At 61.7% G+C, this 25606-nt stretch carries 20 protein-coding genes and 2 pseudogenes; 16 read left to right on the forward strand and 6 right to left on the reverse strand.

From position 1 onward, the window contains the following. The first annotated feature begins 4 nt into the window (after positions 1-4). Positions 5-1027, forward strand: a complete 1023-nt coding sequence (locus tag ABH944_RS33590) for a histone deacetylase family protein (protein WP_404611739.1) — start codon at positions 5-7, stop codon at positions 1025-1027. A gap of 137 nt (positions 1028-1164) precedes the next feature. Here ABH944_RS33590 and ABH944_RS33595 read toward each other — a convergent pair. Next, positions 1165-1441 (reverse strand): annotated as a pseudogene (locus tag ABH944_RS33595) (response regulator transcription factor); the annotation flags it as partial. 29 nt (positions 1442-1470) lie between these two features. Between ABH944_RS33595 and ABH944_RS33600 the strand changes: the two are divergent. From ABH944_RS33600 to ABH944_RS33630, 7 genes and pseudogenes are all read left to right on the forward strand, one after another. Then, a pseudogene (locus ABH944_RS33600) lies at positions 1471-1683 on the forward strand (aldehyde dehydrogenase family protein); the annotation flags it as partial. A gap of 158 nt (positions 1684-1841) precedes the next feature. Continuing rightward, positions 1842-2504: a response regulator gene (locus tag ABH944_RS33605; RefSeq protein WP_165086807.1), complete on the forward strand. Its 663-nt coding sequence runs from the start codon at positions 1842-1844 to the stop codon at positions 2502-2504. Beyond that, the gene (locus ABH944_RS33610) at positions 2504-3814 is read left to right on the forward strand and encodes a sensor histidine kinase (RefSeq protein ID WP_404611741.1); all 1311 of its coding nucleotides are present in this window, start codon (positions 2504-2506) and stop codon (positions 3812-3814) included. Before ABH944_RS33605 ends, ABH944_RS33610 begins: the two co-directional genes overlap by 1 nt. Positions 3815-3903: 89 nt before the next feature. Then, positions 3904-5439 carry a DegQ family serine endoprotease gene (locus ABH944_RS33615; protein ID WP_404611743.1) on the forward strand — a complete coding sequence of 512 codons (1536 nt, stop codon included), beginning with the start codon at positions 3904-3906 and terminating at the stop codon, positions 5437-5439. A gap of 367 nt (positions 5440-5806) precedes the next feature. Beyond that, positions 5807-6238 carry a carboxypeptidase-like regulatory domain-containing protein gene (locus ABH944_RS33620; protein WP_404611900.1) on the forward strand — a complete coding sequence of 144 codons (432 nt, stop codon included), beginning with the start codon at positions 5807-5809 and terminating at the stop codon, positions 6236-6238. 249 nt (positions 6239-6487) lie between these two features. After that, positions 6488-6850, forward strand: coding sequence for a DUF427 domain-containing protein (locus tag ABH944_RS33625; protein WP_404611745.1), 363 nt, complete (start codon positions 6488-6490; stop codon positions 6848-6850). A 49-nt stretch (positions 6851-6899) separates the two neighbouring features. Next, positions 6900-7664: an SRPBCC family protein gene (locus tag ABH944_RS33630; RefSeq protein ID WP_404611747.1), complete on the forward strand. Its 765-nt coding sequence runs from the start codon at positions 6900-6902 to the stop codon at positions 7662-7664. Between the two features lie 18 nt (positions 7665-7682). Here the strand turns inward: ABH944_RS33630 and ABH944_RS33635 are convergent, their stop codons facing one another. Beyond that, on the reverse strand, positions 7683-8333 hold the full coding sequence (locus tag ABH944_RS33635) for a TetR family transcriptional regulator (protein WP_404611749.1): 651 nt from the start codon (positions 8331-8333) through the stop codon (positions 7683-7685). A gap of 452 nt (positions 8334-8785) precedes the next feature. Between ABH944_RS33635 and ABH944_RS33640 the strand changes: the two genes are divergently transcribed. Genes ABH944_RS33640 through ABH944_RS33650 form a run of 3 tightly spaced genes read left to right on the forward strand, consistent with a single transcriptional unit; the run spans position 8786 to position 14901 of the window. Then, positions 8786-10048 carry an efflux RND transporter periplasmic adaptor subunit gene (locus ABH944_RS33640; protein WP_404611751.1) on the forward strand — a complete coding sequence of 421 codons (1263 nt, stop codon included), beginning with the start codon at positions 8786-8788 and terminating at the stop codon, positions 10046-10048. Between the two features lie 28 nt (positions 10049-10076). Beyond that, positions 10077-13256: an efflux RND transporter permease subunit gene (locus ABH944_RS33645; protein ID WP_404611753.1), complete on the forward strand. Its 3180-nt coding sequence runs from the start codon at positions 10077-10079 to the stop codon at positions 13254-13256. A 1-nt stretch (position 13257) separates the two neighbouring features. After that, complete coding sequence (locus tag ABH944_RS33650) at positions 13258-14901, forward strand: efflux transporter outer membrane subunit (protein WP_404611755.1); 1644 nt, start codon at positions 13258-13260, stop codon at positions 14899-14901. A 99-nt stretch (positions 14902-15000) separates the two neighbouring features. On the opposite strand, the gene ABH944_RS33655 is transcribed toward ABH944_RS33650, so the two are convergent. Beyond that, the gene (locus tag ABH944_RS33655; protein ID WP_404611758.1) at positions 15001-16374 is read right to left on the reverse strand and encodes a nucleobase:cation symporter-2 family protein; all 1374 of its coding nucleotides are present in this window, start codon (positions 16372-16374) and stop codon (positions 15001-15003) included. A 389-nt stretch (positions 16375-16763) separates the two neighbouring features. On the opposite strand from ABH944_RS33655, the gene ABH944_RS33660 reads away from it, so the two are divergent. From ABH944_RS33660 to fghA, 4 genes are all read left to right on the forward strand, one after another. Further along, positions 16764-18185, forward strand: a complete 1422-nt coding sequence (locus ABH944_RS33660) for a xylulokinase (protein WP_404611760.1) — start codon at positions 16764-16766, stop codon at positions 18183-18185. Positions 18186-18261: 76 nt separating this feature from the next. Then, entirely contained in the window at positions 18262-19503 is a 1242-nt protein-coding gene (locus tag ABH944_RS33665) for an AGE family epimerase/isomerase (RefSeq protein ID WP_404611762.1), read from the forward strand. Between the two features lie 64 nt (positions 19504-19567). Next, entirely contained in the window at positions 19568-20674 is a 1107-nt protein-coding gene (locus ABH944_RS33670) for an S-(hydroxymethyl)glutathione dehydrogenase/class III alcohol dehydrogenase (protein ID WP_404611764.1), read from the forward strand. A gap of 66 nt (positions 20675-20740) precedes the next feature. Then, entirely contained in the window at positions 20741-21586 is an 846-nt protein-coding gene (gene fghA, locus ABH944_RS33675; protein ID WP_404611766.1) for an S-formylglutathione hydrolase, read from the forward strand. Between the two features lie 63 nt (positions 21587-21649). On the opposite strand, the gene ABH944_RS33680 is transcribed toward fghA, so the two are convergent. The 3 genes from ABH944_RS33680 to ABH944_RS33690 are packed head-to-tail and all read right to left on the reverse strand — an operon-like array spanning position 21650 to position 24288. Continuing rightward, complete coding sequence (locus tag ABH944_RS33680; protein WP_404611768.1) at positions 21650-22432, reverse strand: metal ABC transporter permease; 783 nt, start codon at positions 22430-22432, stop codon at positions 21650-21652. Then, a complete protein-coding gene (locus tag ABH944_RS33685; protein WP_404611770.1) occupies positions 22425-23348 on the reverse strand; it encodes an ABC transporter ATP-binding protein in 924 nt (307 codons plus the stop codon). Before ABH944_RS33685 ends, ABH944_RS33680 begins: the two co-directional genes overlap by 8 nt. Positions 23349-23391: 43 nt before the next feature. Next, positions 23392-24288: a metal ABC transporter solute-binding protein gene (locus ABH944_RS33690; RefSeq protein ID WP_404611772.1), complete on the reverse strand. Its 897-nt coding sequence runs from the start codon at positions 24286-24288 to the stop codon at positions 23392-23394. 385 nt (positions 24289-24673) lie between these two features. On the opposite strand from ABH944_RS33690, the gene ABH944_RS33695 reads away from it, so the two are divergent. After that, positions 24674-25447, forward strand: a complete 774-nt coding sequence (locus ABH944_RS33695) for an L-iditol 2-dehydrogenase (protein ID WP_404611774.1) — start codon at positions 24674-24676, stop codon at positions 25445-25447. The last annotated feature ends 159 nt before the right edge of the window (positions 25448-25606 follow it).

The following is a 25606-nucleotide window of genomic DNA, read 5'->3' on the forward strand; positions in this document are numbered from 1 at the left end:
GGCAATGCTGACTTACTTCCATCCTTTGCAACTCAAGCATCATCCGCGCACGTATCTTTCGCGTGGCCAGATGCGCACACCGCAGGAGATTCCGGAGCGCGCGTTGCGGCTGGTCGAGGCGTCGAAGGCGCTGGGTTTCGATGTCCGCGAACCCGCAGACTTTGGCGCGGCGCCGCTCGCCGCAGTGCACGGCATGAACTACTTGCGCTTCCTTGAGGAGGCGCATCGCGAGTGGAAAAAGGTGTCCGCCGAATGGGGCGACGAAGTGATGTCGAATGTGTATATCCGCGAGAACAATCCGCTGCGTGGGGTGCTCGGGCAAGCAGCGCGTTATCTCGCCGACGGCAGTTGCCCGATCGGCACCGATACTTACGAATCCGCGTACTGGTCAGCGCAAAGCGCGCTGGCGGGGGCAAACGCCATTCTTGACGGTGCGCGTGAGGCGTATGCATTGTGCCGGCCGCCGGGGCATCATGCGCGCGCTGAAGCAGCTGGCGGTTTCTGCTACCTGAACAACGCGGCCATCGCGGCGCAGGCGCTGCGTGCAAAGGTTGGCCGCGTAGCCATTCTCGATACCGACATGCACCACGGCCAGGGCGTGCAGGAGATTTTCTACGACCGCAGCGACGTGCTGTATGTCTCCATTCACGGCGACCCGACGAACTTCTATCCGGTCGTTGCCGGCTTTGACGACGAGCACGGCCACGCGGCCGGCGACGGTTACAACGTGAATTTGCCGATGCCGCATGGTTCGCCGGAGGACGTGTTCTTCGATCGTCTCGATACCGCCGCGCGTGTGCTCGAGCGCTTCCAGCCGGACGTACTGGTGCTGGCGCTTGGCTTTGATATCTACAAGGACGATCCTCAGTCGCAGGTCGCGGTAAGCACCGAGGGTTTCGGCAAGCTCGGACGTCAGGTCGGCGCGCTGAACTTGCCGACTCTGATCGTGCAGGAGGGCGGGTATCACATTGATACGCTGGAGGTGAATGCGCGCGCGTTCTTCGACGGGTTTGGCGCCGGGCGTTGACGCAACGCGAAGCCGTGATGGGCGCGGTGCAATCGTCAAGCTGCAGGGGTGAGAAATCGGTGCTCGATTTCGTGCCGCACGCACGCACGCACGCACGCACGCATGCATGCATGCACGGCGCGCGCTCGCGCCCCGACTCAACCATTTCCACTCAATGGACCGTTGCCGCGCATGCCAAGACCAAGCAACCGCTGAATCTGGCTCTTGTTGTGCATTTCCAGCTTTTTATAGGTGCAGCGCAAGTAGTGGCGCACGGTCGTCGGCGCGATTGCCCGAGCGCTGCGCAACCTCCTTGTGTGACAGCCCTTCGCCAAAGAGCCGGATAGCGATCAACTCGCGCTGACTCAGACGATCGAGCGGCGAGCGAGGCTGCGCGTCGAGCTGAAACAACCCGGGTACGGGCATACAACGGATTACTATCGACTTCCCCGCATAGGCACACCGGATTGGCTGCCAGCCTGTGGAGCAATGACCTCAAGGCGGTGATGAACCTGATCCCTCGACTGGAAGCGGGCACGGTATGGGTGAATTGCCACGTTCCGCTGGATCCGGGCATGCCGTTTGGCGGATACAAGCAGTCGGGGATAGGCCGTGAATTCGGCAAATATGCGATTGAGGGTTTCACGGAAACGAAATCGGTATGCATCGCTCATTAGCGCCGGCGGCGGGGTCTCTAAAAATAAGCGAACCCAAGGGCGTGCAGGGTGGCCGGCGACGAAAACCCGTCTTAAGGCCCTTTTAAGCCCGCCTTAACTCGGCCCGGCTAGAATGATCGTCCGGGCTGCAAAGCCAAGACAAGCCGTGACCTGAACCGATGCGAATCCTACTGGTAGAAGACGACAGAATGATTGCGGAAGGCGTCCGCAAGGCGCTGCGCAGCGACGGTTTCGCGGTGGACTGGGTGCAGGACGGTGAAGCCGCCCTGACGGCGGTAGGTGGGGAACCTTACGATCTCATGCTGCTGGACCTGGGCCTGCCGAAACGCGATGGCCTCGACGTCCTCAAAAGCCTGAGAGCAAAAGGGAACGCATTGCCCGTGCTGATCGTCACCGCCCGGGATGCCATTGCCGACCGTGTAAAAGGCCTGGACGCCGGCGCCGACGACTATCTCGTCAAACCCTTTGACCTCGACGAACTGGGCGCGCGCATGCGTGCCCTGATCCGCCGTCATGCGGGCCGCGGCGACTCGCTGATCCGCCACGGCGCACTGACGCTGGACCCGGTGGGCCACCAGGTCACACTGGAAGGCAATCCCATCGCTCTTTCGGCCCGCGAATTCGCGCTGCTCGAAGCCCTGATGGCTCGCCCGGGCGCGGTTTTATCGAAGAGCCAGCTCGAAGAAAAAATCTACGGCTGGGGTGAGGAAATCGGCAGTAACACGGTCGAGGTCTACATCCATTCGCTGCGTAAAAAGCTGGGGCCCGACCTTATCCGCAATGTCCGTGGACTTGGTTATATGGTGTCGAAGGAAGCCTGATGCATTCCATTCGCCGCCAACTGCTGGTCTGGCTGCTGGCGCTGGTGATCGTCGGCGTGGGGTTTGCGGGCTGGCTGATCTACCGTCAGGCGCTGGCCGAAGCGAACGAACTCTTCGATTACCAGTTGGAACAGATCGCGGCCGCGTTGCCGTCGGAGCCGTTTTCGTCCGTGCTGCAATCGCGCAGCGACAGCGACGAAGGCGTTGTCATTCAGATCTGGAACCGCAACGGCGTGCTCATGTATTACTCGCATCCGCGCGTGCCGCTGGCGCCGCATGCGGAACTGGGCTTTTCCACGGAAGCCACGCCCCGTGGTGTATGGCGCGTCTACAGCGCTATTGTTGGCGATAACGTCGTCCAGCTCGCGCAGCCGTTGTCCATCCGCAACCGGCTGGCGGCGGGTGTTGCGTGGCGAACCTTGTGGCCGCTGGTGGTGTTGTTACCGCTGCTCGGCATGGCGATATGGATCATCGTCGGACGGGGTTTGATGCCGTTGCAACGTGTCACGCGTGCGCTCGACACCCGTCATCCTGAAGCGCTGGAGCCTTTACCCGACAACCGCTTGCCCGAAGAAGTCGTCCCCGTCGTGCGCGCGTTGAACGCGTTGCTCGCACGTCTCGCGACCGCGCTGGATACGCAAAAGGCGTTTGTTGCCGATGCCGCGCACGAGCTTCGCACGCCGCTGGCCGCCGTGCAGATCCAGTCGCAACTGGTGGCGCGAGCGAAGGACGACGAGTCACGCAAGGAAGCGCTGGACGACTTGCAAGCGGGTATCACGCGCGCCACGCGGCTGGCCGAGCAACTGCTGGCACTCGCGCGCTCGGAACCCGACGGCAAGAGCGAGACCAAGCCGGTGGACCTGCACGCACTGCTGGACGAATGCGTGGGCGCGTCCGTGCTGGTGGCGCAACAGCGTGGTGTCGACCTGGGCATTGAAGCGAGCGAACCGGCGACCATTACCGGCGACGCCAATGCGTTGCGCGTGATGTTCAACAATCTCATCGATAACGCCACGAAATACACACCGAGCGGCGGTCGCGTGGATGTCTGCCTGCAGCTTGACGACGGCAAGCCCACCGTGGAGATCGCCGATACCGGTCCGGGTATTCCCGCCGATGAGCGCGAGCGGGTGTTCGACCGGTTTTATCGCGTGGGACCGGGCTCCAGCCGGGCGCGCACGGACGTGGCGGGCAGCGGGCTGGGCCTTGCAATCGTGCGCCGGATCGCGATGCAGCACGACGCGAAAGTTTCGCTCGCCGAATCGAAAAACGGCGGTTTGCTGGTCTCGATTCAATTCAGATCGGCTTGAAGCGGCCTAAGTCGCCGGCTTTAAGTGCCCTTTAAGCGGGGCCTCTTACTCTTCGTTTCATCCTGAAGCGCATTCCCGAGGAGCACACGATGAAAGCGAAGATCATTTCCCGCAGCGCCGTTGCGGTTGCAGTTGCCGTTGCCTTGTCGGCGGGTTATGTGGCCGGAAACCGGAACGTCCCGGCACCGCAGGTCATCACGCCGGCACAAGCCGCGATGATGCCGGCCGAAGCCGCCGCGAAGACCGGTATTCCCGATTTCTCCGGGCTGGTCGAAACCTACGGCCCGGCGGTCGTCAACATCAGCGCGAAACACGTGGTGAAGACCGCGTCGCGCCGCAATGGCATGAATGGCGGCATGAATGGGGGCAACCCGCAATTGCCGATCGATCCGAGCGATCCGTTCTACCAGTTCTTCAAGCACTTCTACGGTAATGGCGTCCCGGGCATGGGCGGCAACGACGGCCAGAATGCCGCCGATACCCCCAGCGAAAGCCTGGGTTCGGGTTTCATCGTGAGCAGCGACGGCTACATCCTGACCAATGCCCATGTGGTCGATGGCGCGAACGTGGTCACGGTCAAGACCACCGACAAGCGTGAGTACCGCGCGAAGGTGATCGGTTCGGACAAGCAGTCGGATGTCGCCGTGCTGAAGATCGATGCGAAGAACCTTCCGACCGTCAAGATTGGCGATCCGAACGGCAGCAAGGTCGGCCAGTGGGTGGTTGCGATCGGCTCACCTTACGGTTTCGACAACACCGTGACGTCCGGCATCATCAGCGCGAAATCGCGCTCGTTGCCTAACGAGAATTACACCCCGTTTATCCAGACCGACGTGCCGGTGAATCCGGGTAACTCGGGCGGCCCGCTCTTCAACCTGCAAGGCGAAGTGATCGGCATCAACTCGATGATCTATTCGCAGACCGGCGGCTTCCAGGGACTGTCGTTCGCAATCCCGATCAATGAAGCCATGAAGGTGAAAGATGCGCTGGTGAAGACCGGGCATGTGGATCGCGGCCGTCTTGGCGTGACCGTGCAGGGTATGGACCAGACGCTCGCGAAGTCGTTCGGCCTGCAAAGTCCGAATGGCGCACTGGTGAGTTCGGTTGAAGCGGGTGGTCCGGCGGCGAAGGCGGGTCTCCAGCCCGGCGACGTGATCCTCTCGGTCGATGGCCAGCCGGTTGCGGACTCGAACGCGTTGCCGTCGCAGGTGGCGGCGCTCGCGCCGGGAACCACGGCGAAGGTGCAGGTCTGGCGCGACAAGGCCACGAAGGACCTGACGGTGACCGTGGGCACGTTGTCCGATACCAAGACCGCCAGCACGGGCCAGGGTGCGGACAAGGGCGATTCGGCATCGCAGGATGCCCGCCTGGGCGTCGCCGTTCGGCCGCTGACGCCTGAAGAGAAGCAGAGCGCGTCGCTGTCTCGCGGTTTGCTGGTGCAACAGTCGGGTGGCGCCGCGGAAAGCGCCGGGATCCAGGCCGGCGACGTGATCCTGGCGGTCAACGGCCAGCCCGTCACGACCGTGCAGCAATTGAAGACGATGGTGGCTCACGCTGGCGACAGCATCGCGTTGCTGATCCAGCGCGACGATGCCCAGATCTTCGTGCCGGTGGATCTGGGTTGATTGCCGGGGGATGCATCAGGTCATGTGTCAGATGATGTAAGCGCCGGCTGAACTCCATCCGATGCGGGAACAGGGCGGCACGTGCCGCGTGCCGCCCTGGAAAATGGGGTGGGATGCAGGCACGAAGCGTGCTGATAGCTTCTCTCCCGAACCGCTTGGCCCGATTGCCCAAAATGTTGCGTGCTGGACACGGCGGGGGAAAAGCGGAACGCCGATAAAGGCGTCTGAAGTCCATAAGGAGCAGATCACGATGACCAAGACGACTAAAACAGCGATTGAAGCAAATACCGAAGCAAACGCTGCTGCATTGACTAAACACAACCGGCCCGCCGTGACGAAAGCGTCCATTGCGGTGCTCGCGGCCGTGATGACGTTCGGTATGGCTGGAGGCGCGTTCGCCCAGACCGTGGGCGGGGGAACGAGCGACATGAGCAGCGCCGGCAACACGAATGGCGGTGGCTTGCCGCAGATCCAGACGCAGGGTGATGTGTCGTTCACTTCCGGCGGCGTAGGGCTCGACGAATCGCACGCGCTGATTCGCGCGCAGGCGCATTGGCCGCTGTCGCTGCGCTTCACGGGGCCGACGTCGGACTATCTGGCTGACGTCCACGTGCGTATTGCCGATGCAAAGAATACCGAGGTGCTGAAGGCCGACGCCCAAGGCCCGTACATGCTGGTGAAGTTGCCGCCGGGCCATTACACGGTTTACGCCCGCTACAAGGATTCGGAAAAGAAGCAGGGTGTGACGGTGGCCGGCGATGGCAAGGCGAAGGCCGATTTCCACTGGTCCATGCAGTAAGTCTTCGAGCGCCAACAGAACCAGCATGCGCCGTGATGGACCACCGTACGTAAAACCGCATATGAAACAAAGGATTGCGGCGGAGCGTCAAGTGTGGCGCAGGTACCAAAAGACGTTCGCGGAGCTTGTACAAGCACCCTGAACTTGTCTCATAATGAAAGCCACGGGTCCCGGAAACCCGTGGCTTTTTTATGTCGTTGCTGCAAACCGCGCGGCGGCCGTTTCGTTTCCTGGTACCGGGAGCGTGCCATGAGTACCGACACCCATCACATCGAAATCTCGCTGAATACGCGGCGCCATCGCGTGATTCACCAAGGCGTAACGTTTGCGGACACCCATGCAGCCCTGACGCTGAGCGAAACGGGCCACGATCCGGTGCATTATTTCCCGCGTGCCGATGTCAACATGGCGCGCCTCTCGAAATCCACGCATACCTCATATTGCCCTTTCAAGGGCGATGCTACGTACTACCATCTGCTGACTGAGGACGGCCCGATCGAGAACGCCGTCTGGAGCTACGAGCAGCCGAAAGAAGGCGTCGCACAAATTAAAAGCTATCTGGCGTTTTATCCGTCGCGAGTCGATCGTATCGACGAGACGGCCGGTACCTGAAACGCCGGGTCAATATCATTGCAGTGGGCGCCATGCTTGGGAGAGTCTGATGGAAGTCGCCGATGCCTTACGCATCCCGCTCGAGCCTGCTCAGGTGCGCGAGGCCTTGGGAGATCTTGCGCTGGTGCGCGCGAGTATCGATAACTGCGAATCCCTGGTGCGCCTCGCCGGCGGCGAATACACGTTGAGATTGACGGTGCCGCTCGGCGCGCTGCGGGCGCACTACGCGATCCGGGCGCACGTCGCCGACGCCACCCGTTTGCCACGCCATGACGGCCGGCCCGGCGAGGTCGAGGCGCAAACCCTCAGTTTCAAGGCGCGCGGCGAAGGCGTGGGATCGTTGCGCGGACAAATCGCGGTGGCACTGATTCCGGACGAGGACGGGGCATCCACATGGATCGAATACACGGTCTGGGCAACGCTCACCGGGCCGCTGGCAGGTTTGCCCGCGCGCCAGATCGAAAACTCGCTGCGCGAAGTCGCCGACGATTTTTTTATCGAATTCTGCGAAGTCGTGCGGGCGAAGCATGGCCACCCACCGGCGATCACGCCCGAACCGGGGGTCTCGCGACGCCATGTGTTCTTGCGGCCGATCAGCATGTCGGCGGCGTTCGCCCGTCACGGTGCCCCTGCGACGCAAAAATCCCGCGCGGCGGCGACGGCTGATGCCCTTGGCGGCGTCTTGCGCCACCGGCTGCCCGGTCACGCGCCTCGCCATTCGCATCCGCACAGCCTGCCCGCCTGGGCGTGGGCCGCGATGCTCTGCTGTGTCGCCATCTTCCTGTTTCTCGCGCAGCGCTACGGTCTGCGATAGCACCGCAGGCAGACCCGGCTACAAGGATTCGCCGGGACGCAGCAGCATGCTGGGGCTATAGCGCATGACGTCGAAACAGGAATCGATCATGCGTTCGGCATCATTCTTGAGATCGATGCTCTCGGGCCACATCAGTGAGTCGTAGAGAATGCCAGTGAAGAGCGCGTGCAGGATGGTGGTGGCGTGGCGCGTGTCGAGCAAGGCCGGCAACTGGCCCTTATCAACCGCATTGCGCAGTCCGCGCTCGATCTTCTCCTTCCCCTCGCGCATGTTCGTCTGATGCCGTTCGCGCACCGGCCCCATGTCTTCCACGAACTCACATTTCAGAAACAGGATGTCGAATACGCGGCGGCGCTGCTCGTCGAGCGCGATATTGCGCATGCACCAGATGAAGATGTCGCGGATCCGGCCAAGCGGGTCCGCCTCTTTGGTGTCGAGCGTTGCTTCGACGAGTTCGTCCAGCGGTAACAGGCTGCGGTCGAACATGGCGGTGAACAGGTCGCCCTTGTTCGCAAAGTGCCAATAGATTGCGCCGCGCGTAACACCGGCTTCCAGCGCGATGTCGGCCAGCGTGGTGCGTGAAACGCCTTTCTCGAAAAAAACCCGTTCTGCCGCGTCGAGAATACTATTGCGCGTTTCTGCCGCTTCTTCCTTGGTTCGTCTGACCATTATTTCGTGGGTTCCAGCTTACTTGCCCGGCGCCAAACATTAACACCGCCTTACATTGCATTGCAGCGACGTCATGCATTTGTTTATCGCTCATCAGCCCTTCGAGACGATTCCCCTCGCACTGCTCTTGTTCACATATGATCGTCACTTTTACGTTCATTCGTGAATGTATATACAATACCATCCGTCCAACGATAGCCCAAGTAGCACTGACCGGTTAATATCCGACACAGCTTTCAATCCGCCGTCCATCCGCGTGGCCCATCCCAAGGTCGTTGTCAGCGGCAGCCGTAAACATTGACGGCTTCCGGCGCGGAGGACGACTGCTGGTCGGGGCACTGGTTTTTGCGCCCACTGGCTACTGGTAAGCGTCTCCAGACGCTCGTAGCGGCCCGCCCGTAGAAGGCGGCCGCGCACTTATTTCAATCTCAGTCTTTGACAGAGGTCGCTCCATGCGCGTCGAACGGGTTCCATTCCGCTTAATCAGTGCCGCGACGGCTGCCGTGATTCTTGCAGCCTGCGGACAAAAACCAGCAGCACCGCCGCCCCAGACACCCGAAGTCGGGGTCATTACCGTTCAACCCACCACCGTTCCTGTCGTAAGCGAACTGCCGGGCCGCACGAGCGCATTTCTCGTCGCCCAGGTTCGCGCGCGGGTCGACGGCATCGTGCTGCGTCGTGAATTCACGGAAGGCGCAGACGTGAAGGCAGGCGAGCGGCTTTACAAGATCGATCCGGCACCGTATATCGCGGCCCTGAATACCGCCAAGGCAACGCTCGCCAAGGCGCAGGCCAACGTGGTCACGCAGAACGCCCTGGCGGCACGCTACAAGATCCTCGTCGCGGCAAACGCGGTCAGCAAGCAGGACTACGACAACGCCGTGGCAACCCAGGGCCAGGCTGTGGCCGACGTGGCGTCGGGCAAGGCGGCTGTCGACACCGCGCAGATCAACCTTGGTTATACGGACGTCGTGTCGCCTATCACGGGCCGTACGGGCTTGTCGCAGGTCACGCCGGGCGCTTACGTGCAGGCTAGCGCCGCTACGCTGCTCACCACGGTTCAACAACTCGATCCGGTCTATGTCGACCTGACGCAATCGAGCGTGGACGGCTTGAAGCTTCGCCGCGATATCCAGGAAGGCCGGCTGCAGACCAGCGGCGCCAACGCCGCCAAGGTCACGCTGATCCTGGAAGACGGCCGCCAGTATCAGGAGGCGGGCAAGTTGCAGTTCTCCGACGTGAGCGTGGACCAGGGCACCGGTTCGGTCACGGTGCGCGCGATTTTCCCGAACAAGGACCGCGTGCTGCTGCCGGGCATGTTCGTGCGTGCGCGTATTGACGAAGGTGTGAACGACAAGGCGCTGGTGGTCCCGCAAGTCGGCGTGACGCATGACCAGAAGGGCCAGCCAACGGCTCTGGTGGTCGGTCCGGACAATAAGGTGGCGTTGCGCCAACTGGTGACGTCGGGTACGTACGGCGACCAGTGGGTCGTGGAAAGCGGCCTGAACCCGGGCGATCGCGTGATCGTGCAGGGGACGGAAAAAGCGCGGCCAGGTTCGACCGTGAAGGCTGTCGACGCACAGCTTCCGGCCCAGGCGGCTCAACCGGCATCGGGTGCCGCTCCGGGCGCGGCTCCGGCGGCGGCGGGCGCCGGCGCGAGCGGCGTGGCGGCTTCGAGCAATCCGGCACCCGCATCCGCGGCATCAGGCGCGTAATCAGGCGCAATAAAAGGGAGCCTGTTTCATGGCAAAGTTCTTTATCGATCGCCCGATTTTTGCGTGGGTGATCGCCATTATTCTGATGCTGGCGGGGATCGCTTCGATCTTCACCTTGCCGGTCGCGCAGTATCCGACCATCGCGCCGCCGGCCATTCAGATCAGTGCGACGTATCCGGGTGCGTCCGCCAGCACGGTGGAAAACACGGTAACGCAGGTGATCGAGCAGCAGATGAGCGGTCTCGATCACTTGCTGTACCTGTCTTCCACCAGTGACGACTCCGGTACGGCCACCATTACGCTGACGTTCGCTGCCGGCACGAATCCGGACATCGCGCAGGTGCAGGTGCAGAACAAGCTGCAACTTGCCACGCCGCTCTTGCCGCAAGCCGTTCAGCAGCTTGGCTCCAAGGTGACGAAGTCGAGCAGCAGCTTCTTGATGGTGATGGCGTTCGTCTCCACAGACGGCTCCATGGGCCGTTACGACCTCGCCAACTACGTGGCCTCGAAGGTGGAAGATCCGGTCAGCCGTATCGACGGGGTGGGGACGGTGACGTTGTTCGGCTCGCAATTCGCCATGCGGATCTGGCTTGATGCAACCAAGCTGAACAACTATGCGTTGACGCCGCTCGATGTGACGAACGCCGTCGCTGCGCAGAACGTGCAGGTGGCGGGTGGCGGCCTGGGCGGTACGCCGGCAGTGCCGGGCCAGATGCTGCAGGCAACCATTACGGAAGCCACGTTGCTGCAAACGCCTGAGCAGTTCGGCAACATCCTGCTGAAGGTGAATCAGGATGGTTCGCAAGTGCGGCTGAAGGACGTGTCGCGCATCGAACTGGGCGGTGAGAACTACAACTTCGACACGAAGTACAACGGTCAGCCGACCGCTGGTTTCGGTATCCAGCTTGCCACGGGCGCCAACGCGCTGAATACGGCGAAGGCGGTGCGCGCGAAGATCGACGACCTGTCGAAGTACTTCCCGCCGGGTCTCGTCGTGAAGTATCCGTACGACACCACACCGTTCGTGAAGCTGTCTATTGAAGAAGTGGTCAAGACGCTGATCGAAGGGATCGTGCTGGTGTTCCTGGTGATGTACCTGTTCCTGCAGAACCTGCGGGCCACGCTGATCCCGACCATCGCCGTGCCGGTCGTGCTCTTGGGTACCTTCGCGGTCATGGGGCTGGTGGGTTTCTCCATCAATACGCTCTCCATGTTCGGGCTGGTGCTCGCCATCGGCTTGCTGGTGGACGATGCGATCGTGGTGGTGGAAAACGTCGAGCGGGTGATGGCCGAGGAGGGACTCTCTCCAAGGGATGCCACCCGCAAGGCAATGGACCAGATTACCGGCGCGCTGGTCGGCGTGGCGCTCGTGCTGTCGGCCGTGTTCGTGCCGGTGGCGTTCTCGGGCGGTTCGGTGGGCGCGATCTACCGGCAGTTTTCGCTGACGATTGTCGCGGCCATGATCTTGTCCGTGCTGACTGCGTTGATCTTGACGCCGGCATTGTGTGCGACCCTCCTGAAGCCAATCGAGAAGGGTCATCACGAGGAGAAGAAGGGCTTCTTCGGCTGGTTCAACCGCACTTTCGCCAAGAGCCAGGACAAGTATCACAGCGGTGTGGAGCACGTGATCAAGCGCTCGGGCCGCTGGCTGATCATCTATCTGGTGGTGATCGTCGCGGTGGGCTTCCTGTTTGTCCGCTTGCCGAAGTCGTTCTTGCCTGACGAAGACCAGGGCACGATGTTCGTGCTCGTCCAGGCGCCGGCAGGTTCGACGCAGGAGCGCACGGCCAAGGTGCTTGCCGACGTAACCAACTGGCTGCTGACGGACCAGAAAGACATCGTTGAAGCGGTCTTTACGGTGAACGGCTTCAGCTTCGCGGGCCGCGGCCAGAACTCGGGCCTCGTGTTCGTGCGGATGAAGGACTACGGGCTGCGGCAGCGGGCGGACCAGAAGGTGGGTGCGCTGGTCGGACGCATGTTCGGGCACTTCGCCGGCTATAAGGACGCGATGATCTTCCCGGTCAATCCACCGTCCATTCCGGAACTGGGCACGGCGTCAGGCTTCGACTTCGAGTTGCAGGATCGCTCGGGTCTCGGTCACGCGAAGCTGATGGAAGCGCGCAACATGCTGCTCGGCATGGCCGCGAAGGACCCGACGCTCGCACAGGTTCGTCCTAACGGCCTGAACGACACGCCGCAGTTCAAGGTGAACGTGGATCGCGAGAAGGCGAATGCGCTGGGCCTGTCGCCTGCGACCATCGACCAGGTGTTCTCGATCGCTTGGGCTTCGTCGTACGTGAACAACTTCCTGGACGTCGATAACCGGATCAAGAAGGTCTATGTACAGGGCGACGCGCAGTTCCGCATGAACCCGGAAGACCTGAACAAGTGGTACGTGCGCAATAGCGCCGGCGCGATGGTTCCGTTCGGCGCATTCGGTACTGGCGAATGGATCTACGGTTCGCCGAAGCTGGAACGCTACAACGGTATTTCCGCGGTGGAAATCCAGGGTGCGGCAGCGCCGGGCAAGTCGACGGGGCAGGCCATGCAAGCTATCGAGGCGATCGCGGCGAAGTTGCCGGCGGGTATCGGCTACGAGTGGACGGGCTTGTCGCTGCAGGAACGCCAGTCGGGTTCGCAGGCGCCAATCTTGTACGGCATCTCGATTCTCGTCGTGTTCTTGTGTCTCGCGGCACTGTATGAAAGCTGGTCGATTCCGTTCTCGGTGATCATGGTCGTGCCGCTCGGGATCTTGGGCGCGTTGCTCGCGGCTACTTTGCGCGGCCTCGAAAACGACGTGTTCTTCCAGGTCGGCTTGCTGACCACGGTGGGTCTGTCGGCGAAGAACGCAATTCTGATCGTGGAATTCGCACGCGATCTGCGCACTCAGGGCAGGACTACGGTGGAAGCGGCAATGGAAGCGGCGCGTCAGCGGTTGCGCCCGATCCTGATGACGTCGCTGGCGTTCATTCTTGGCGTGTTGCCGCTCGCAGTCAGTAACGGCGCGGGTTCAGCCAGCCAGCACGCCATTGGTACGGGCGTGATCGGCGGGATGTTGACCGCAACCTTCCTGGCCATTTTCATGATCCCGATGTTCTTCGTCGTGATCAGCAAGATCAGCCACGACAAGGGTACGCCGGTACATAACCACGACGGCGACAATGGTGGCCAAGGCGGCACGTCTGCTCCGGCCAAGGAAGGACATTGAGATGCTAAAACACTCCTTGATAGCAGCAGCGGTCGCGCTTTTTGCGGCTGGCTGCACGATGGCGCCGAAGTATGAGCGCCCGGCGGCGCCCGTCGACCAGACGTTCCCGACGGGCGGCATTTATGACCGGCAGCCGGACGCAGCGTCGCCGGCTTCGGCAGGCGCTTCGGCGCAGGCAAAGCCGGCGGTGGACATCGGCTGGCGCGATTTCTTCGCCGACGCGCGCTTGCAGCAGATCGTTGCAATCGCGCTGAAGAACAACCGCGACCTGCGCGTGTCCATGCTCAACGTGGCAGCGGCGCGTGCGCAGTATCAGATCACGCGTGCCGAGTTGATGCCCACGCTCGACGCGGTCGGGTCGCAGACGAAGCAGCGCACGCCGGCGAATCTGACGTCGACCGGGCAGACCCTCTCGACCACCTATTCGGTCGGGGTGAATGCCTCCTGGGAAATCGACTTCTTCGGGCGGATCCAGAGCTTGAAGGACCAGGCGCTCGAGCAGTATTTCGCGCTCGCGGAAACACGCAAGGCGGCGGAAATCTCGCTGGTGTCGCAGGTCGCGGACCAGTACCTGACCATGCTGTCTGACGACGACCAGCTCACCGTCACGCGCAATACGCTGAAGACCGCGGACGAGTCGTACCGGATCACGAAGCTGCAGTTCGATAACGGCGTGGGCACCGAACTCGACGTGCGTCAGGCGCAGGGCATTCAGCAACAAGCCGCCGCCAACCTGCAGTCGCAATTGCGTCTGCGGGCGCAGGCCGAGAATGCGCTGGTGTTGTTGATTGGTGAGCCGTTGCCGGCAGATTTGCCGACGGGCCTGCCGCTTGACAGCCAGAACCTGCTCACCGATATCCCCGCCGGGCTGCCTTCGGACCTGCTTGCGCGGCGTCCGGATATTGCGTCGGCGGAGCATTCGCTGCTCGCGGCGAACGCGAACATCGGTGCGGCGCGTGCTGCGTTTTTCCCGAAGATTTCGCTGACGGGTAGCTTCGGGACCTTGTCGCCGACGCTTGGCTCGTTGTTCAAGCCGGGTTCGGCAGCGTGGTCGTTCGCACCGCAGATCTCGATTCCGATTTTCGAAGGCGGGACGAATCTGGCCAACCTCGATCTGGCTCAGATCCAGAAGCGCATCGAGATCGCGAACTACGAGAAAGCGATCCAGACGGCGTTCCGCGAAGTGGCGGACGGGCTGGCCGCGCGCGGGACTTACGACGAGCAGATCAAGTCGCTCGAGTTGTATGTGAAGTCACAGGCGCGCAGCCTGGAGCTGTCGGATATGCGGTACCGCAACGGTGTGGACAGCTATCTGGCCGTGCTGACGGCCCAGACGAACCTGTACACCGCGCAGCAGTTGCTGATCACCGCGCGGCTGAACCGGGCGACGAATCTCGTCGATTTGTATCGTGAGCTGGGTGGCGGCTGGATCGAGCATGCTGGCGATCAACAGCGTCCTTCGGATGCCATGCCGAATTATCGCGATATCGGCACGCCGACGGCGGCTGTTGCGCCTGCGGCGTCCGCTACGACGGTCAGCTCGGCTTCAACGGGTCCCGCGAAGCTGGTGCCGGTGCAGCGTCTGGTGCCGGCGGCAAAGCCCCAGGTTGATGCCGAGGGGAAAGCAGCGGGATCGGCTGGATAAAATTACAGGTGGTTCAGATGTTAAAAAACCGCAGCCCTTTGGGGCTGCGGTTTTTTTATAGTCTCTCAGGTCTGCACCAACCGCGTTTTGACGTTCCCCTCAGTGCTTCACTTTCGCCGTCCCGTCAAAATCCCTTCCGGCGCGATGGATCGCACACGTCGCCTCGCGTTCCTTCCTCACCCCGTTGAACACAATGTTCAGCAGCACCGCCGACACCGCCGCCAGCAGGATCCCACTATGCAGAATCGGTTCCAGCGCATGCGGTAACTGCGAGAAGAACTTCGGCGCGACCACCGGCACGAGTCCCAGTCCGATACTCACCGCGACGATAAACAGGTTGTGGTGATTCTTGACGAAATCGACCTTCGACAGCACCTTGATCCCGTTCGCCGCGACCATGCCGAACATGACAATGCCCGCTCCGCCGAGCACGAACGGCGGCACGGAAGCCACCACCTGCGCCATCTTCGGAAACAGCCCGAGCGCCACGAGGATCACGCCGCCCGTCGCGCAGACGAACCGGCTCTTCACGCCCGTGACGCCGATCAACCCGACGTTCTGCGAAAACGATGTATGCGGAAACGAGTTGAAGATGCCGCCAATCAGTGTCCCCAATCCATCAACTCTCAATCCGCGCACCAGCGCATCCTGATCGACGGGACGCTCGACCATGTCGCCGACGGCCAGGAACATGCCCGTCGATTCAATGAACGTGACGAACATGACGATGACCATGGTTGCAATGGACAGCGGGTCGAAGTGCGGCAGGCCGAAGTGAAAAGGCAGCACGATGCCCACCCAAGGCGCGCTCGTCACGCCGTTGAGATCAACACGCCCAAGCGCCGCCGCAATCCCGAACCCCGCCACGATCCCCAGGAGTACCGAAATATTCGCGATAAACCCGCGTGCGAACTTGTTGATCATCAGGATCAGCGTGAGCACGACAAGCGCCAGCAGCAGATAAACCGGATTGCCATACTCGGGGTTCCCGACACCCCCGGCCGCCCAGTTGATGCCCACGCCCATCAGCGACAAACCGATCACCGCGATCACGGTGCCGACCACCACGGGCGGGAAAAAACGCAGCAACTTTCCGATCATTGGCGCGAGGAAAATTCCCACCACGCCCGCCGCGATCGTCGCGCCGAACACATCGAGAAGGCCGAGCCCCGGATTCGTGCCGATGGCAACCATCGGGCCGACGGCGGCAAACGTGCAGCCCATGATGACCGGCAAGCGGATGCCGAAAATCCAAAGGCCTAGCGTCTGGATAAGCGTTGCGACGCCGCACGAGAACAGATCGGCGCTGATGAGGAACGCGATCTGGTCTTTCGGCAGTTTGAGCGCGGCGCCAAGAATCAGCGGGACCGCGACGGCGCCCGCATACATGACGAGTACATGCTGAATGCCTAGCGTAAGCAACTGGGCGGCGGGTAACCGTTCGTCGCACGGATGAACCGGGGTCGATGCCATGTTGTCTCTGTCTCCGTTGTGTCGTGTCGACAGGAGTTGGCGCGTTAGCGCTTACTCCTGTCCCATGAAATTTGTTTGCTCTTCAAGCGTGTCGAATTAGCGGTTCAAGGTAAGCGGCGCAAAAAGCGAGAACAAGTCGACGTTGGCGTATGGCCCCCTTAGCCGGGCTGATATGCCGCGAGTGCCTTAATATCGCGTCTGGCGTAGTGAAGCCACGGCTGGCGGGCGAAGGACGATTTGCGTCGCGCCTGACAGGGCATCCGGATACCAGGCGTGGTTATGATGGTTATCTGCCGCGTCGCATAGTCGGTTTTCCGGAGGCTCGGTGCAGGCAGCGGGTAAACCCGTCGCAACCCGTTTTTACCGCTTATTTTTTTCTACGAATCTCCATGCGATTTCTTGGCATCGATCTGGGCACGGCATCGCTGAAACTCGCTATCGTCGATGAAGACGGTCACGAACGCGCCTTCGCGAGCGTCGCGTACGCAGTCACGACGCCGTTTCCCGGCTGGGCGGAAACGCCCGTGGAATCCTGGTGGAATGCGCTGCGCGATGCAGCCGCGCGTTTGCCCGCGCGTGAGCGCGAGCAGGTGAATGCGATTGGTTTCTCGGGGCAGATGCATGGCGTTGTTGTCACCGATGAGAACAACCACGCGCTGCGTCCCGCGATGTTATGGCCGGATACCCGCGCGCTTGATTTGCTCGACGCGTGGCCGGCACCGCAACCGAATCCCGTCGCACCCGGCATGGCGGGGCCGTTGCTGCGCTGGCTTGCGGTGAACGAGCCCGCAGTGATGAACAAGACACGCTGGGCCTTGCAGCCGAAAGACTGGTTGCGCACGGCGCTGGGCGGCGAAGTCTGCACCGATCCTTCGGACGCTTGCGCCACCGCGCTTGCCGCGCCTTCGGGCGTATGGGACGACGCGTTGATTGCGGAAATCGGGCTGCGACGCGAATGGTTTGCGCCGCTTGCGCCATCGTACGCAGCGGCCGGTACGTTGAATGCTGAAGGCGCGAAATTGCTCGGCCTGCGCGCGGGCATTGCGCTGGCCGTGGGCGCCGGTGACACCGCCTGTGCCGCGCTCGGCAGCGGTCTTTTTGCTGATGGCGATGCGTTGCTGACCACCGGCAGCGGCGGCCAGATCGTGGTGGTGTCTGCCGATGCGCCCGCTTCCGTCGCCGGCCTGCACGCGTATCGCGCGGCGACTGACCAGTGGTATCGAATGGCTGCGATGCAGAACGTGGGTGTGGCGCTCGAAGCGGTGCGGGGCTGGCTCGGCTACACGGACTGGCCGAGCGCTTATGAAGACGCGTTCAGTGCGCCGGCGTCTACGCACCTGACGTTCTTGCCTTATGTCAGCGGTGAGCGTTCGCCGTGGATGAACCCGGCGGCGAGGGGCGGGTGGCTCGGCCTCGGTCTGGGCGACACACGCGCCACGATGATGCGTGCGGCCTTCGAGGGTGTAGCGTTCGCCCTGCGCGCCGGCCTCGATGCCATTCGTCTGAACAGCGGACCTTCTGCCGTGGTACGAACCCTGCGGCTTGCTGGCGGCGGCTCAATCGATTCGCGCTGGCGCCAGCTTCTGGCCGACGCGCTCGACGCCGACCTGCAAGCCGTCGATTGCCCGAATGCGGCCACGCGCGGTGCGGCAATGCTGGGCGGTATCGCGCTCGGGTCCTGGCACGCGGCTGATCTGGCGGTGCTGGCGCCATCGGCGACGCTCGTGGCATCGCCGGGTGACGACGAGGATCTGGCGCTCCGTCATACGCGTTTCATCGATTTATACCAGCGTAACGCGAGCTGGTTTTAACGCATGTTTTCGACCTCCGCTTAAACTAACGCCGGCAGCGAATCCAAGAGACAGTACGACAAGCCCGATACGACATATGTCCGATACAACCACGTCCCCGATTTCAGATCCCGACCACCCCGACCATCCGGACTTTCGCTCGCGGGAGTTCCTGCTTGATCACGCGTTGCGGACGATGACCTTTTATCATCCGCACTGCATGGATCCGGCGGGCGGCTTTTATCATTTCTACCAGGACGACGGCACTATTTATGACCGCAAGTCGCGGCATCTGGTGTCGAGCACGCGCTTCGTCTTCAACTACGCCATGGCGTACAAGCACTTCGGGCTCGATGAGTACCGCGGCGGTGTCCTGCATGGCATTGAGTACTTGCGCGAGTTTCATCGCAATCCGCAGACCGGCGGTTATGCGTGGACGCTCAACGGTCGCGACGTCACCGACGCCACCAATCATTGCTACGGCCTCGCGTTCGTCGTGCTGGCTTATGCGAAGGCGCTGGAAGCGGGCTTCGAAGAAGCGCGCGAGTACCTGGAAGAAACCTGGAACCTGATGGAGACGCACTTCTGGGACGCGGCCCACGGACTGTACAAGGACGAGGCGAGTGCGGACTGGGTGGTGTCGGACTATCGCGGACAAAACGCCAACATGCATGCCTGCGAAGCGATGCTCGCTGCGTTCGAAGCATCGCAGGACATGCGTTATCTGGACCGCGCCGCGCTGCTCGCCGACAACGTGGTGAACCGCCAGGCCGCGCTTGCCGGCGGGCTGGTCTGGGAACACTACAAGCCGGACTGGTCGGTCGACTGGGAATACAACAAGGGCGACAAGAGCAACATCTTCCGGCCGTGGGGATTCCAGCCGGGCCATCAGACCGAATGGGCGAAGCTGCTGCTGATTCTCGACCGGCATCGTCCGGACCCTTGGCACGTCACGCGCGCACGGGAACTGTTTGACCGTGCGCTGGAATTTTCTTGGGACCACGAGCACGGCGGGATGGTGTACGGCTTCGATATCAAGGGTGAGTTCTACGACGAGGACAAGTATTTCTGGGTCCAGGCAGAGTCCCTGGCCGCCGCCGCGTTGCTCGCCGACCAAGCCGCGCAGGTCGGTGACACGGCTACGACGGCGCGTTACTGGAACGATTACGATCGACTGTGGGTCTATAGCTGGGACCACTTCGTCGATCACAAATGGGGCGCGTGGTACCGGATACTCGCTCGCGACAACACGAAATACAGCAACGAAAAAAGCCCGGCCGGCAAGGTCGACTATCACACCATGGGCGCATGCTACGACGTACTAAACGTCGTGTCCTGACACAGCGCGACGTGCTGCCCGCCAGCCCACTCTGAATCAACGATCAAGGAAAGGAGTCGAACACATGAAGACGAAAGCCGCCATTGCGTGGGAAGCCGGAAAACCGCTCACCATCGAGGAGGTGGATCTCGAAGGGCCGCGCGCCGGTGAAGTGCTGATTGAAGTGAAGGCGACGGGCATCTGCCACACCGACTACTACACGCTCTCGGGCGCTGATCCGGAAGGTATCTTCCCGGCAATTCTTGGGCATGAAGGCGCTGGCGTGATCGTCGACGTCGGTCCGGGCGTGGGCACGTTGAGGAAGGGCGATCACGTCATTCCGCTGTACACGCCCGAATGCCGGCAATGCAAGTTCTGCCTGTCGCGCAAGACCAACCTGTGCCAGGCGATTCGTTCGACGCAAGGCCGCGGTCTGATGCCGGATGCCACGTCGCGTTTCTCCATCGACGGAAAGCCGCTGTTTCATTACATGGGCACGTCCACGTTTTCGAACTACATCGTCGTGCCGGAGATCGCGGTCGCGAAGGTTCGTGAAGATGCGCCTTTCGACAAGATCTGCTACATCGGCTGCGGCGTAACCACGGGCGTGGGCGCGGTCGTGTATTCGGCGAAGGTCGAGGCCGGCGCGAACGTGGTGGTGTTTGGGTTGGGCGGTATCGGCTTGAACGTGATTCAAGGCGCGAAGATGGTTGGGGCCGACAAGATCATTGGCGTTGACCTGAACCCGGGTCGTGTCGAGCTTGCGAAGAAATTCGGCATGACTCACTTCATCAACCCGAACGAAGTGCCCAACGTGGTAGATCACATCGTGCAACTGACCGATGGCGGCGCGGACTATTCATTCGAATGTATCGGCAACACGAAGGTGATGCGCCAGGCGCTTGAGTGCACGCATAAGGGCTGGGGCCAGTCGTTCATCATCGGCGTGGCGGCGGCGGGCGAGGAGATCAGCACGCGGCCGTTCCAGTTGGTGACGGGACGTCAGTGGAAGGGTTCCGCGTTCGGCGGTGCACGCGGACGCACCGACGTACCGAAGATCGTCGACTGGTACATGGAAGGCAAGATCAATATCGACGACCTGATCACGCACACGCTGCCGCTCGAGCGTATCAACGAAGGCTTCGACCTGATGAAGAGGGGCGAATCGATCCGCTCGGTGGTGTTGTATTAAGCGCATTAAGCGAAGCACGAGCCGGCGCGGCGCGCTGCCTCGGCAAAATAGCGAAGGGATGAAGCAATGCTAGAACTTGTGGAAGAACATAAGTGCTGCGGCGGCGTGCAGCGAACCTATAAACACGACTCGGAATCTATCGGCTTGCCCATGCGCTTCTCGGTGTTTTTGCCGGACGAGGCATCCAGGGGAAAAGTGCCGGCATTGTTTTATCTGGCAGGTCTCACTTGCACCGAAGAGACCTTTCCGATCAAAGCCGGCGCGCAGCGTTATGCGGCCGAGCATGGCATTGCGTTAATCGCACCGGATACGAGTCCTCGCGGTGCGGGTGTACCGAACGAAAGTGCTGCGTGGGATTTCGGCGTGGGGGCGGGGTTTTACGTCGATGCCACGCAGGAACCGTGGGCGCGCAACTACCGGATGTACTCGTATGTCACGCAGGATCTGCTCGCGACAGCGCTTGCTGAACTGCCGCTGCGTGAGGATCGGCTGGGTATTTTCGGGCACTCGATGGGCGGCCACGGTGCGCTGGTTCTCGCGCTGAAGAATCCGGGCATTTACAAGTCGGTATCGGCATTCGCGCCGATCGCCGCGCCTTCGCAAAGCCCTTGGGGTGTGAAGGCGTTTTCAGGCTATCTCGGCGAGGATCGGGAAACGTGGAAGCAGTATGACGCGAGCGAACTGGTGAAGACGGCGGGGTCGAAATTTGAAGCGGGCATCCTGATAGACCAGGGTCTCGCCGATAACTTCCTCGCGGCGCAGTTGCATCCGGAGCTATTCGAGGCGGCGGCTAAGGCGACAGGGCAGGCGGTGACCGTGCGCAGGCATGAAGGGTATGACCACGGGTACTACTTCATCTCGACGTTTATCGGTGAGCATATTGCGTTTCACGCACGGACGTTGTGTGCTTGAGAGTGGGTCAAGTGGAAGCGCGTGGTGCGCTTTCGCTTTCGATTCCGTCGCCCATGTCTAACTTCATCTTCGTCCCAACAAACTCAACCCATACACCCCCGCCGCCAGGATCGTGATCCAGAAGCTTGTCGGCCAGTCGGTGTAATACGCCAGCGTCAATCCCAACCATGCCTGTGCGAGCGCGAAAACCGCCGCCAGCAGCACGCCGGTGGACAGCCGCGGTGCTACGTTCTGGGCCGCCGCGGCCGGTCCCACCATCAACGCGAAGACCAGCAAGACGCCCACTATCTGCGTCGATGCCGCCACCGCCAGCGCCGTGATCGCCAGGAACAGGATGGACACGAGGCGCAGCGACACCCCTTTGGCTTCGGCCAGTTCCGGTTGCAGCGAAGCGAACAACAACGGCCGCATGATGATCGCGAGCGCGCCAAGGCTGACCACCGCGAGCCCGAGGAGCACCACCAGCGTTTCATGGCTCACACCGAGCACGTTGCCGAACAGCAGCGCGGTCGCCTGGCTGGCGTACGCGGTGAAGAAGTGCAGGAACAGCAAGCCGAAGCCCAGCGACAACGTCAGGATCACGCCGATAGCGACATCGCGTCCGGTCAGTTTCTCGCCGAGCGCGCCCATGCCGATACCCGCCGCGAGCGTGAAGCCGATCATGCCCCAGAGCGGCGACATGCCGACCAGCACCGCGCCGGTAGCACCGGTGAAGCCCACGTGCGATAACGCGTGACCCGCGAAGGTCTGGCCGCGCAACACAAGGAAGTAGCCGACCACGCCCGCCAGCACCGCGACAATCCCCGACGCCACGAAGGCGTTTTGCATGAACTCGTATTCAAACATCGTGGGAATGCGTTCCAGTGTGGTGATGAGCGTGACCGTGCGTGTGGCCGTGGTCGTGATCGTGGGAATGAGAATGGCCTTCGGGACCGTCTTCGTGCGCGTGATCGAGCTTGTCGACTTCCACGTCGCCCGCCATCACGAAGATGCGGCCGTTCACGCGCATCACGTCGATGGGCGATCCATATAGCTGCGATAAAACCGGCTTCGTGATGACTTCATCGATCGTACCGAGCGCCGCACTTCCATTGCCGAGATACAGCACACGGTCGATAGAGTTGAGCAGCGGATTGAGTTCGTGCGCGGAGAACAGCACGGTAATGCCGAGTTCGCGCTGCACGCTGCGCACGAGATCGACTACGCCGGTTTGATGACGCGGATCGAGACTGATCAGGGGTTCGTCGAGGAGCAGGAGCTTTGGGTCACCCAGCAGACATTGTGCAAGCAGCAAACGCTGCCGTTCGCCGCCCGACAACTCGGACAACGGCCGCATGGCGAGCGTCCGGGCGCCGACCAGATCGAGCACACGGTCGACATCAGCCCGTGCCGCGGCGTTCGCAAGCGGCAGGCCCCAGCGGTGCCCATTAGCGGCCATTGCGACAAAGTCGCGGCCGCGCACATGCCGGCCGGCAAGACCGGTGCGTGTTTGCGGCATGTAGCCAATCGACGGATTGCCGCGTACAACCGGCGCTCCGTTCACGCGAATCGCGCCCTTCGATAACGGCAACAGCCCCAGCATTGCGCGCATCAGCGTGGTCTTGCCGGCGCCGTTCGGACCCAGCACGCCGATAAACTCGCCCGCCGCGACGGTAAAGCTGGCGTCCTTCAGGATCGGCCGTCCGCCGAGTTCGAGCGCAACGTGTTCGACTTCCAGCGCGCCCGCCTTACCTCGCACTGAACCCGTGTCCGGAGCCGTCATTGCAACGCGCCCGAAAGCGCGATTCCGTTACTGCCACATCGCGTCATTGTGTTTTTCCCTGCAGCGCAACCGACAACGCGTCGAGCTGCGACGTCATCCATGTCTGGAAGGTCTTGCCGGCGGGCAGCGTCTCGGTGACGCTGATGCTCGGCACGTGTGAATCGTGGGCCACTTTCAACATGCGCTTCGTGAGTGCTTCCGTAGCCTGGCTGTTATAGATCAGCACGTGCACGCGGCGCTCGCGCAGATCTTTTTCGAACGCGGCAATATCCGTCGCGCTCGGTTCCGTGTCGTTCATCGCGGCGAGCTGGAAGCTGTTGTTACGCATGTCGAGGCCGATCGCATCCGACATATAACCGAACACCGGCTCCGTCGCCGTCACGGGTACGCCCTTGTAATGGCTCTTGAGCGCGGCGACCTTGTCGTCGATAGGTTTCACCGACGCCAGGAACGTCGCGAGGCGCGCATCGTAGTCAGCCTTGTGCGCCGGGTCCGCCTGGACCAGATACTGGCTCACTGCTTTCGCCACCGTCGGCATGGTCGCCGGGTCATACCAGAGATGCGGATTATCGCCGGATTTCTTGCCCATCAGTTGTGCCGCGACGATAGTCGTGCGCCCCTTGCCCTTCGATGCCGACAGCAGCTTGTCCATCCACGGATCGTAATCGGCGCCGTTATACACGACAAGCACCGCATTCTGCAACGCGCGAGCGGTCTTCGGGCTGGCTTCGAACAGATGCGGATCTTCGTCGGGGTTGCTCAGGATGCTCGTCACCTGGACATGATTGCCGCCGAGCTGGCGCACGACATCGCCGTAGAAATTCTCGGCCGCGACCACCGGCACCACACCCGCGGTCGCCGTCTGCGCCGTGGCTGTGCCGCAAAAGCTGGCAGATAAGAGGGCGGCACAGGTCAGGATGGCGGCGGCAAGTTTGCTCATTGGTGTTTCCTGGAATGAGGGTGGAAAGAGGCCGACGGATGGGTAGTGTTCGCGTTTCGCGTGCACGGCTACGACCGTCCGAATCGATCGCGATGATATAACGTATCACTTCATTTTGCATCCACAGGCACATGACGAAAGCCTTTCCGGGTCTCGTCCGATAACCCGCAAACCCACGCTGGTTGGGGTTTTCCCGCAGTTTTGAGGTGCTTTGCGCGTCGCAGCATCGAAACATGGCGGCGTGCCTTGACACCGCCTCACGTGTCACCGATCATTCGACCACGCAGAGAGCAATTGATCGCGCAAAGAGCGTTCGCTCACCATGCCGCGTTTCAACCGAGCGTTTTTTTCAGCAAGTCGAATCAGGGACGAACCGGAGACAGCCGTGAGATTGCAGGACAAAGTAGCTATCGTTACGGGTGCGGCCAGCGGGATTGGCGAAGCGGTAACGAAACGATTTCTGGACGAGGGCGCGAAAGTCGTCGTCGTCGATCTGAAAGATGAAACCGAGTTGGCGCAGCGTTTCCCGGAAAGCGCCGGGCGCGTGCTGGCTTTGAAGGCCGACGTCACGAAACGCGAAGACCTGGAGCGCATTGTCTCGATCACCGTCGAGAAGTTTGGCGGCATCGACATCCTGTTCAATAACGCGGCGCTCTTCGACATGCGCCCGATCCTCGACGAATCCTGGGATATCTTCGACCGCCTCTTCTCGGTCAACGTGAAGGGCATGTTCTTCCTGATGCAACTCGTCGCGCAACGCATGGTGGAGCAGGGCCGTGGCGGCAAGATCGTGAACATGTCGTCGCAGGCCGGACGTCGCGGCGAGGCGCTAGTTTCCCACTATTGCGCGACCAAAGCCGCCGTGATCAGCTATACGCAATCAGCTGCACTGGGACTCGCCAAGCATGGCATCAACGTGAACAGCATTGCACCGGGCGTGGTCGACACCCCCATGTGGGAGACGGTCGACGCGCTCTTCGCGAAATACGAAAACCGCCCGCTCGGAGAGAAGAAACGGCTGGTTGGCGAGGCTGTGCCCCTCGGCCGCATGGGCCTGCCGAACGACCTGACGGGCGCGGCACTGTTCCTCGTTTCAGCGGATTCGGACTACATCACGGCACAGACACTGAACGTGGACGGCGGCAACTGGATGAGCTGACGGCTCGCCTTGCATACGTGCAAACGCACGAAAGCATCCCAAGCCGCCGCAGTGAAGATCATTCGCGAAGTTAGTTAAAGCAGCACCTGTATTACCCGAGTATCGACTGCTTCAAGCAACGCAACGCAAGACCAGCGCCCGTGCTAACGATAAAGGAGA

It is taken from the genome of Caballeronia udeis (assembly GCF_044909315.1).
GTDB classification, from domain to species: domain Bacteria; phylum Pseudomonadota; class Gammaproteobacteria; order Burkholderiales; family Burkholderiaceae; genus Caballeronia; species Caballeronia udeis_A.

What these genes read in the sequence shown, in the direction of transcription:
- ABH944_RS33590 (WP_404611739.1), top strand. Translation starts at nt 5, where the DNA reads ATGCTGACTTACTTCCATCCTTTGCAACTCAAGCATCATCCGCGCACG.
- ABH944_RS33605 (WP_165086807.1), top strand. Translation starts at nt 1,842, where the DNA reads ATGCGAATCCTACTGGTAGAAGACGACAGAATGATTGCGGAAGGCGTC.
- ABH944_RS33610 (WP_404611741.1), top strand. Translation starts at nt 2,504, where the DNA reads ATGCATTCCATTCGCCGCCAACTGCTGGTCTGGCTGCTGGCGCTGGTG.
- ABH944_RS33615 (WP_404611743.1), top strand. Translation starts at nt 3,904, where the DNA reads ATGAAAGCGAAGATCATTTCCCGCAGCGCCGTTGCGGTTGCAGTTGCC.
- ABH944_RS33620 (WP_404611900.1), top strand. Translation starts at nt 5,807, where the DNA reads ATGACGTTCGGTATGGCTGGAGGCGCGTTCGCCCAGACCGTGGGCGGG.
- ABH944_RS33625 (WP_404611745.1), top strand. Translation starts at nt 6,488, where the DNA reads ATGAGTACCGACACCCATCACATCGAAATCTCGCTGAATACGCGGCGC.
- ABH944_RS33630 (WP_404611747.1), top strand. Translation starts at nt 6,900, where the DNA reads ATGGAAGTCGCCGATGCCTTACGCATCCCGCTCGAGCCTGCTCAGGTG.
- ABH944_RS33635 (WP_404611749.1), bottom strand. Translation starts at nt 8,333, where the DNA reads ATGGTCAGACGAACCAAGGAAGAAGCGGCAGAAACGCGCAATAGTATT.
- ABH944_RS33640 (WP_404611751.1), top strand. Translation starts at nt 8,786, where the DNA reads ATGCGCGTCGAACGGGTTCCATTCCGCTTAATCAGTGCCGCGACGGCT.
- ABH944_RS33645 (WP_404611753.1), top strand. Translation starts at nt 10,077, where the DNA reads ATGGCAAAGTTCTTTATCGATCGCCCGATTTTTGCGTGGGTGATCGCC.
- ABH944_RS33650 (WP_404611755.1), top strand. Translation starts at nt 13,258, where the DNA reads ATGCTAAAACACTCCTTGATAGCAGCAGCGGTCGCGCTTTTTGCGGCT.
- ABH944_RS33655 (WP_404611758.1), bottom strand. Translation starts at nt 16,374, where the DNA reads ATGGCATCGACCCCGGTTCATCCGTGCGACGAACGGTTACCCGCCGCC.
- ABH944_RS33660 (WP_404611760.1), top strand. Translation starts at nt 16,764, where the DNA reads ATGCGATTTCTTGGCATCGATCTGGGCACGGCATCGCTGAAACTCGCT.
- ABH944_RS33665 (WP_404611762.1), top strand. Translation starts at nt 18,262, where the DNA reads ATGTCCGATACAACCACGTCCCCGATTTCAGATCCCGACCACCCCGAC.
- ABH944_RS33670 (WP_404611764.1), top strand. Translation starts at nt 19,568, where the DNA reads ATGAAGACGAAAGCCGCCATTGCGTGGGAAGCCGGAAAACCGCTCACC.
- fghA (WP_404611766.1), top strand. Translation starts at nt 20,741, where the DNA reads ATGCTAGAACTTGTGGAAGAACATAAGTGCTGCGGCGGCGTGCAGCGA.
- ABH944_RS33680 (WP_404611768.1), bottom strand. Translation starts at nt 22,432, where the DNA reads ATGTTTGAATACGAGTTCATGCAAAACGCCTTCGTGGCGTCGGGGATT.
- ABH944_RS33685 (WP_404611770.1), bottom strand. Translation starts at nt 23,348, where the DNA reads ATGACGGCTCCGGACACGGGTTCAGTGCGAGGTAAGGCGGGCGCGCTG.
- ABH944_RS33690 (WP_404611772.1), bottom strand. Translation starts at nt 24,288, where the DNA reads ATGAGCAAACTTGCCGCCGCCATCCTGACCTGTGCCGCCCTCTTATCT.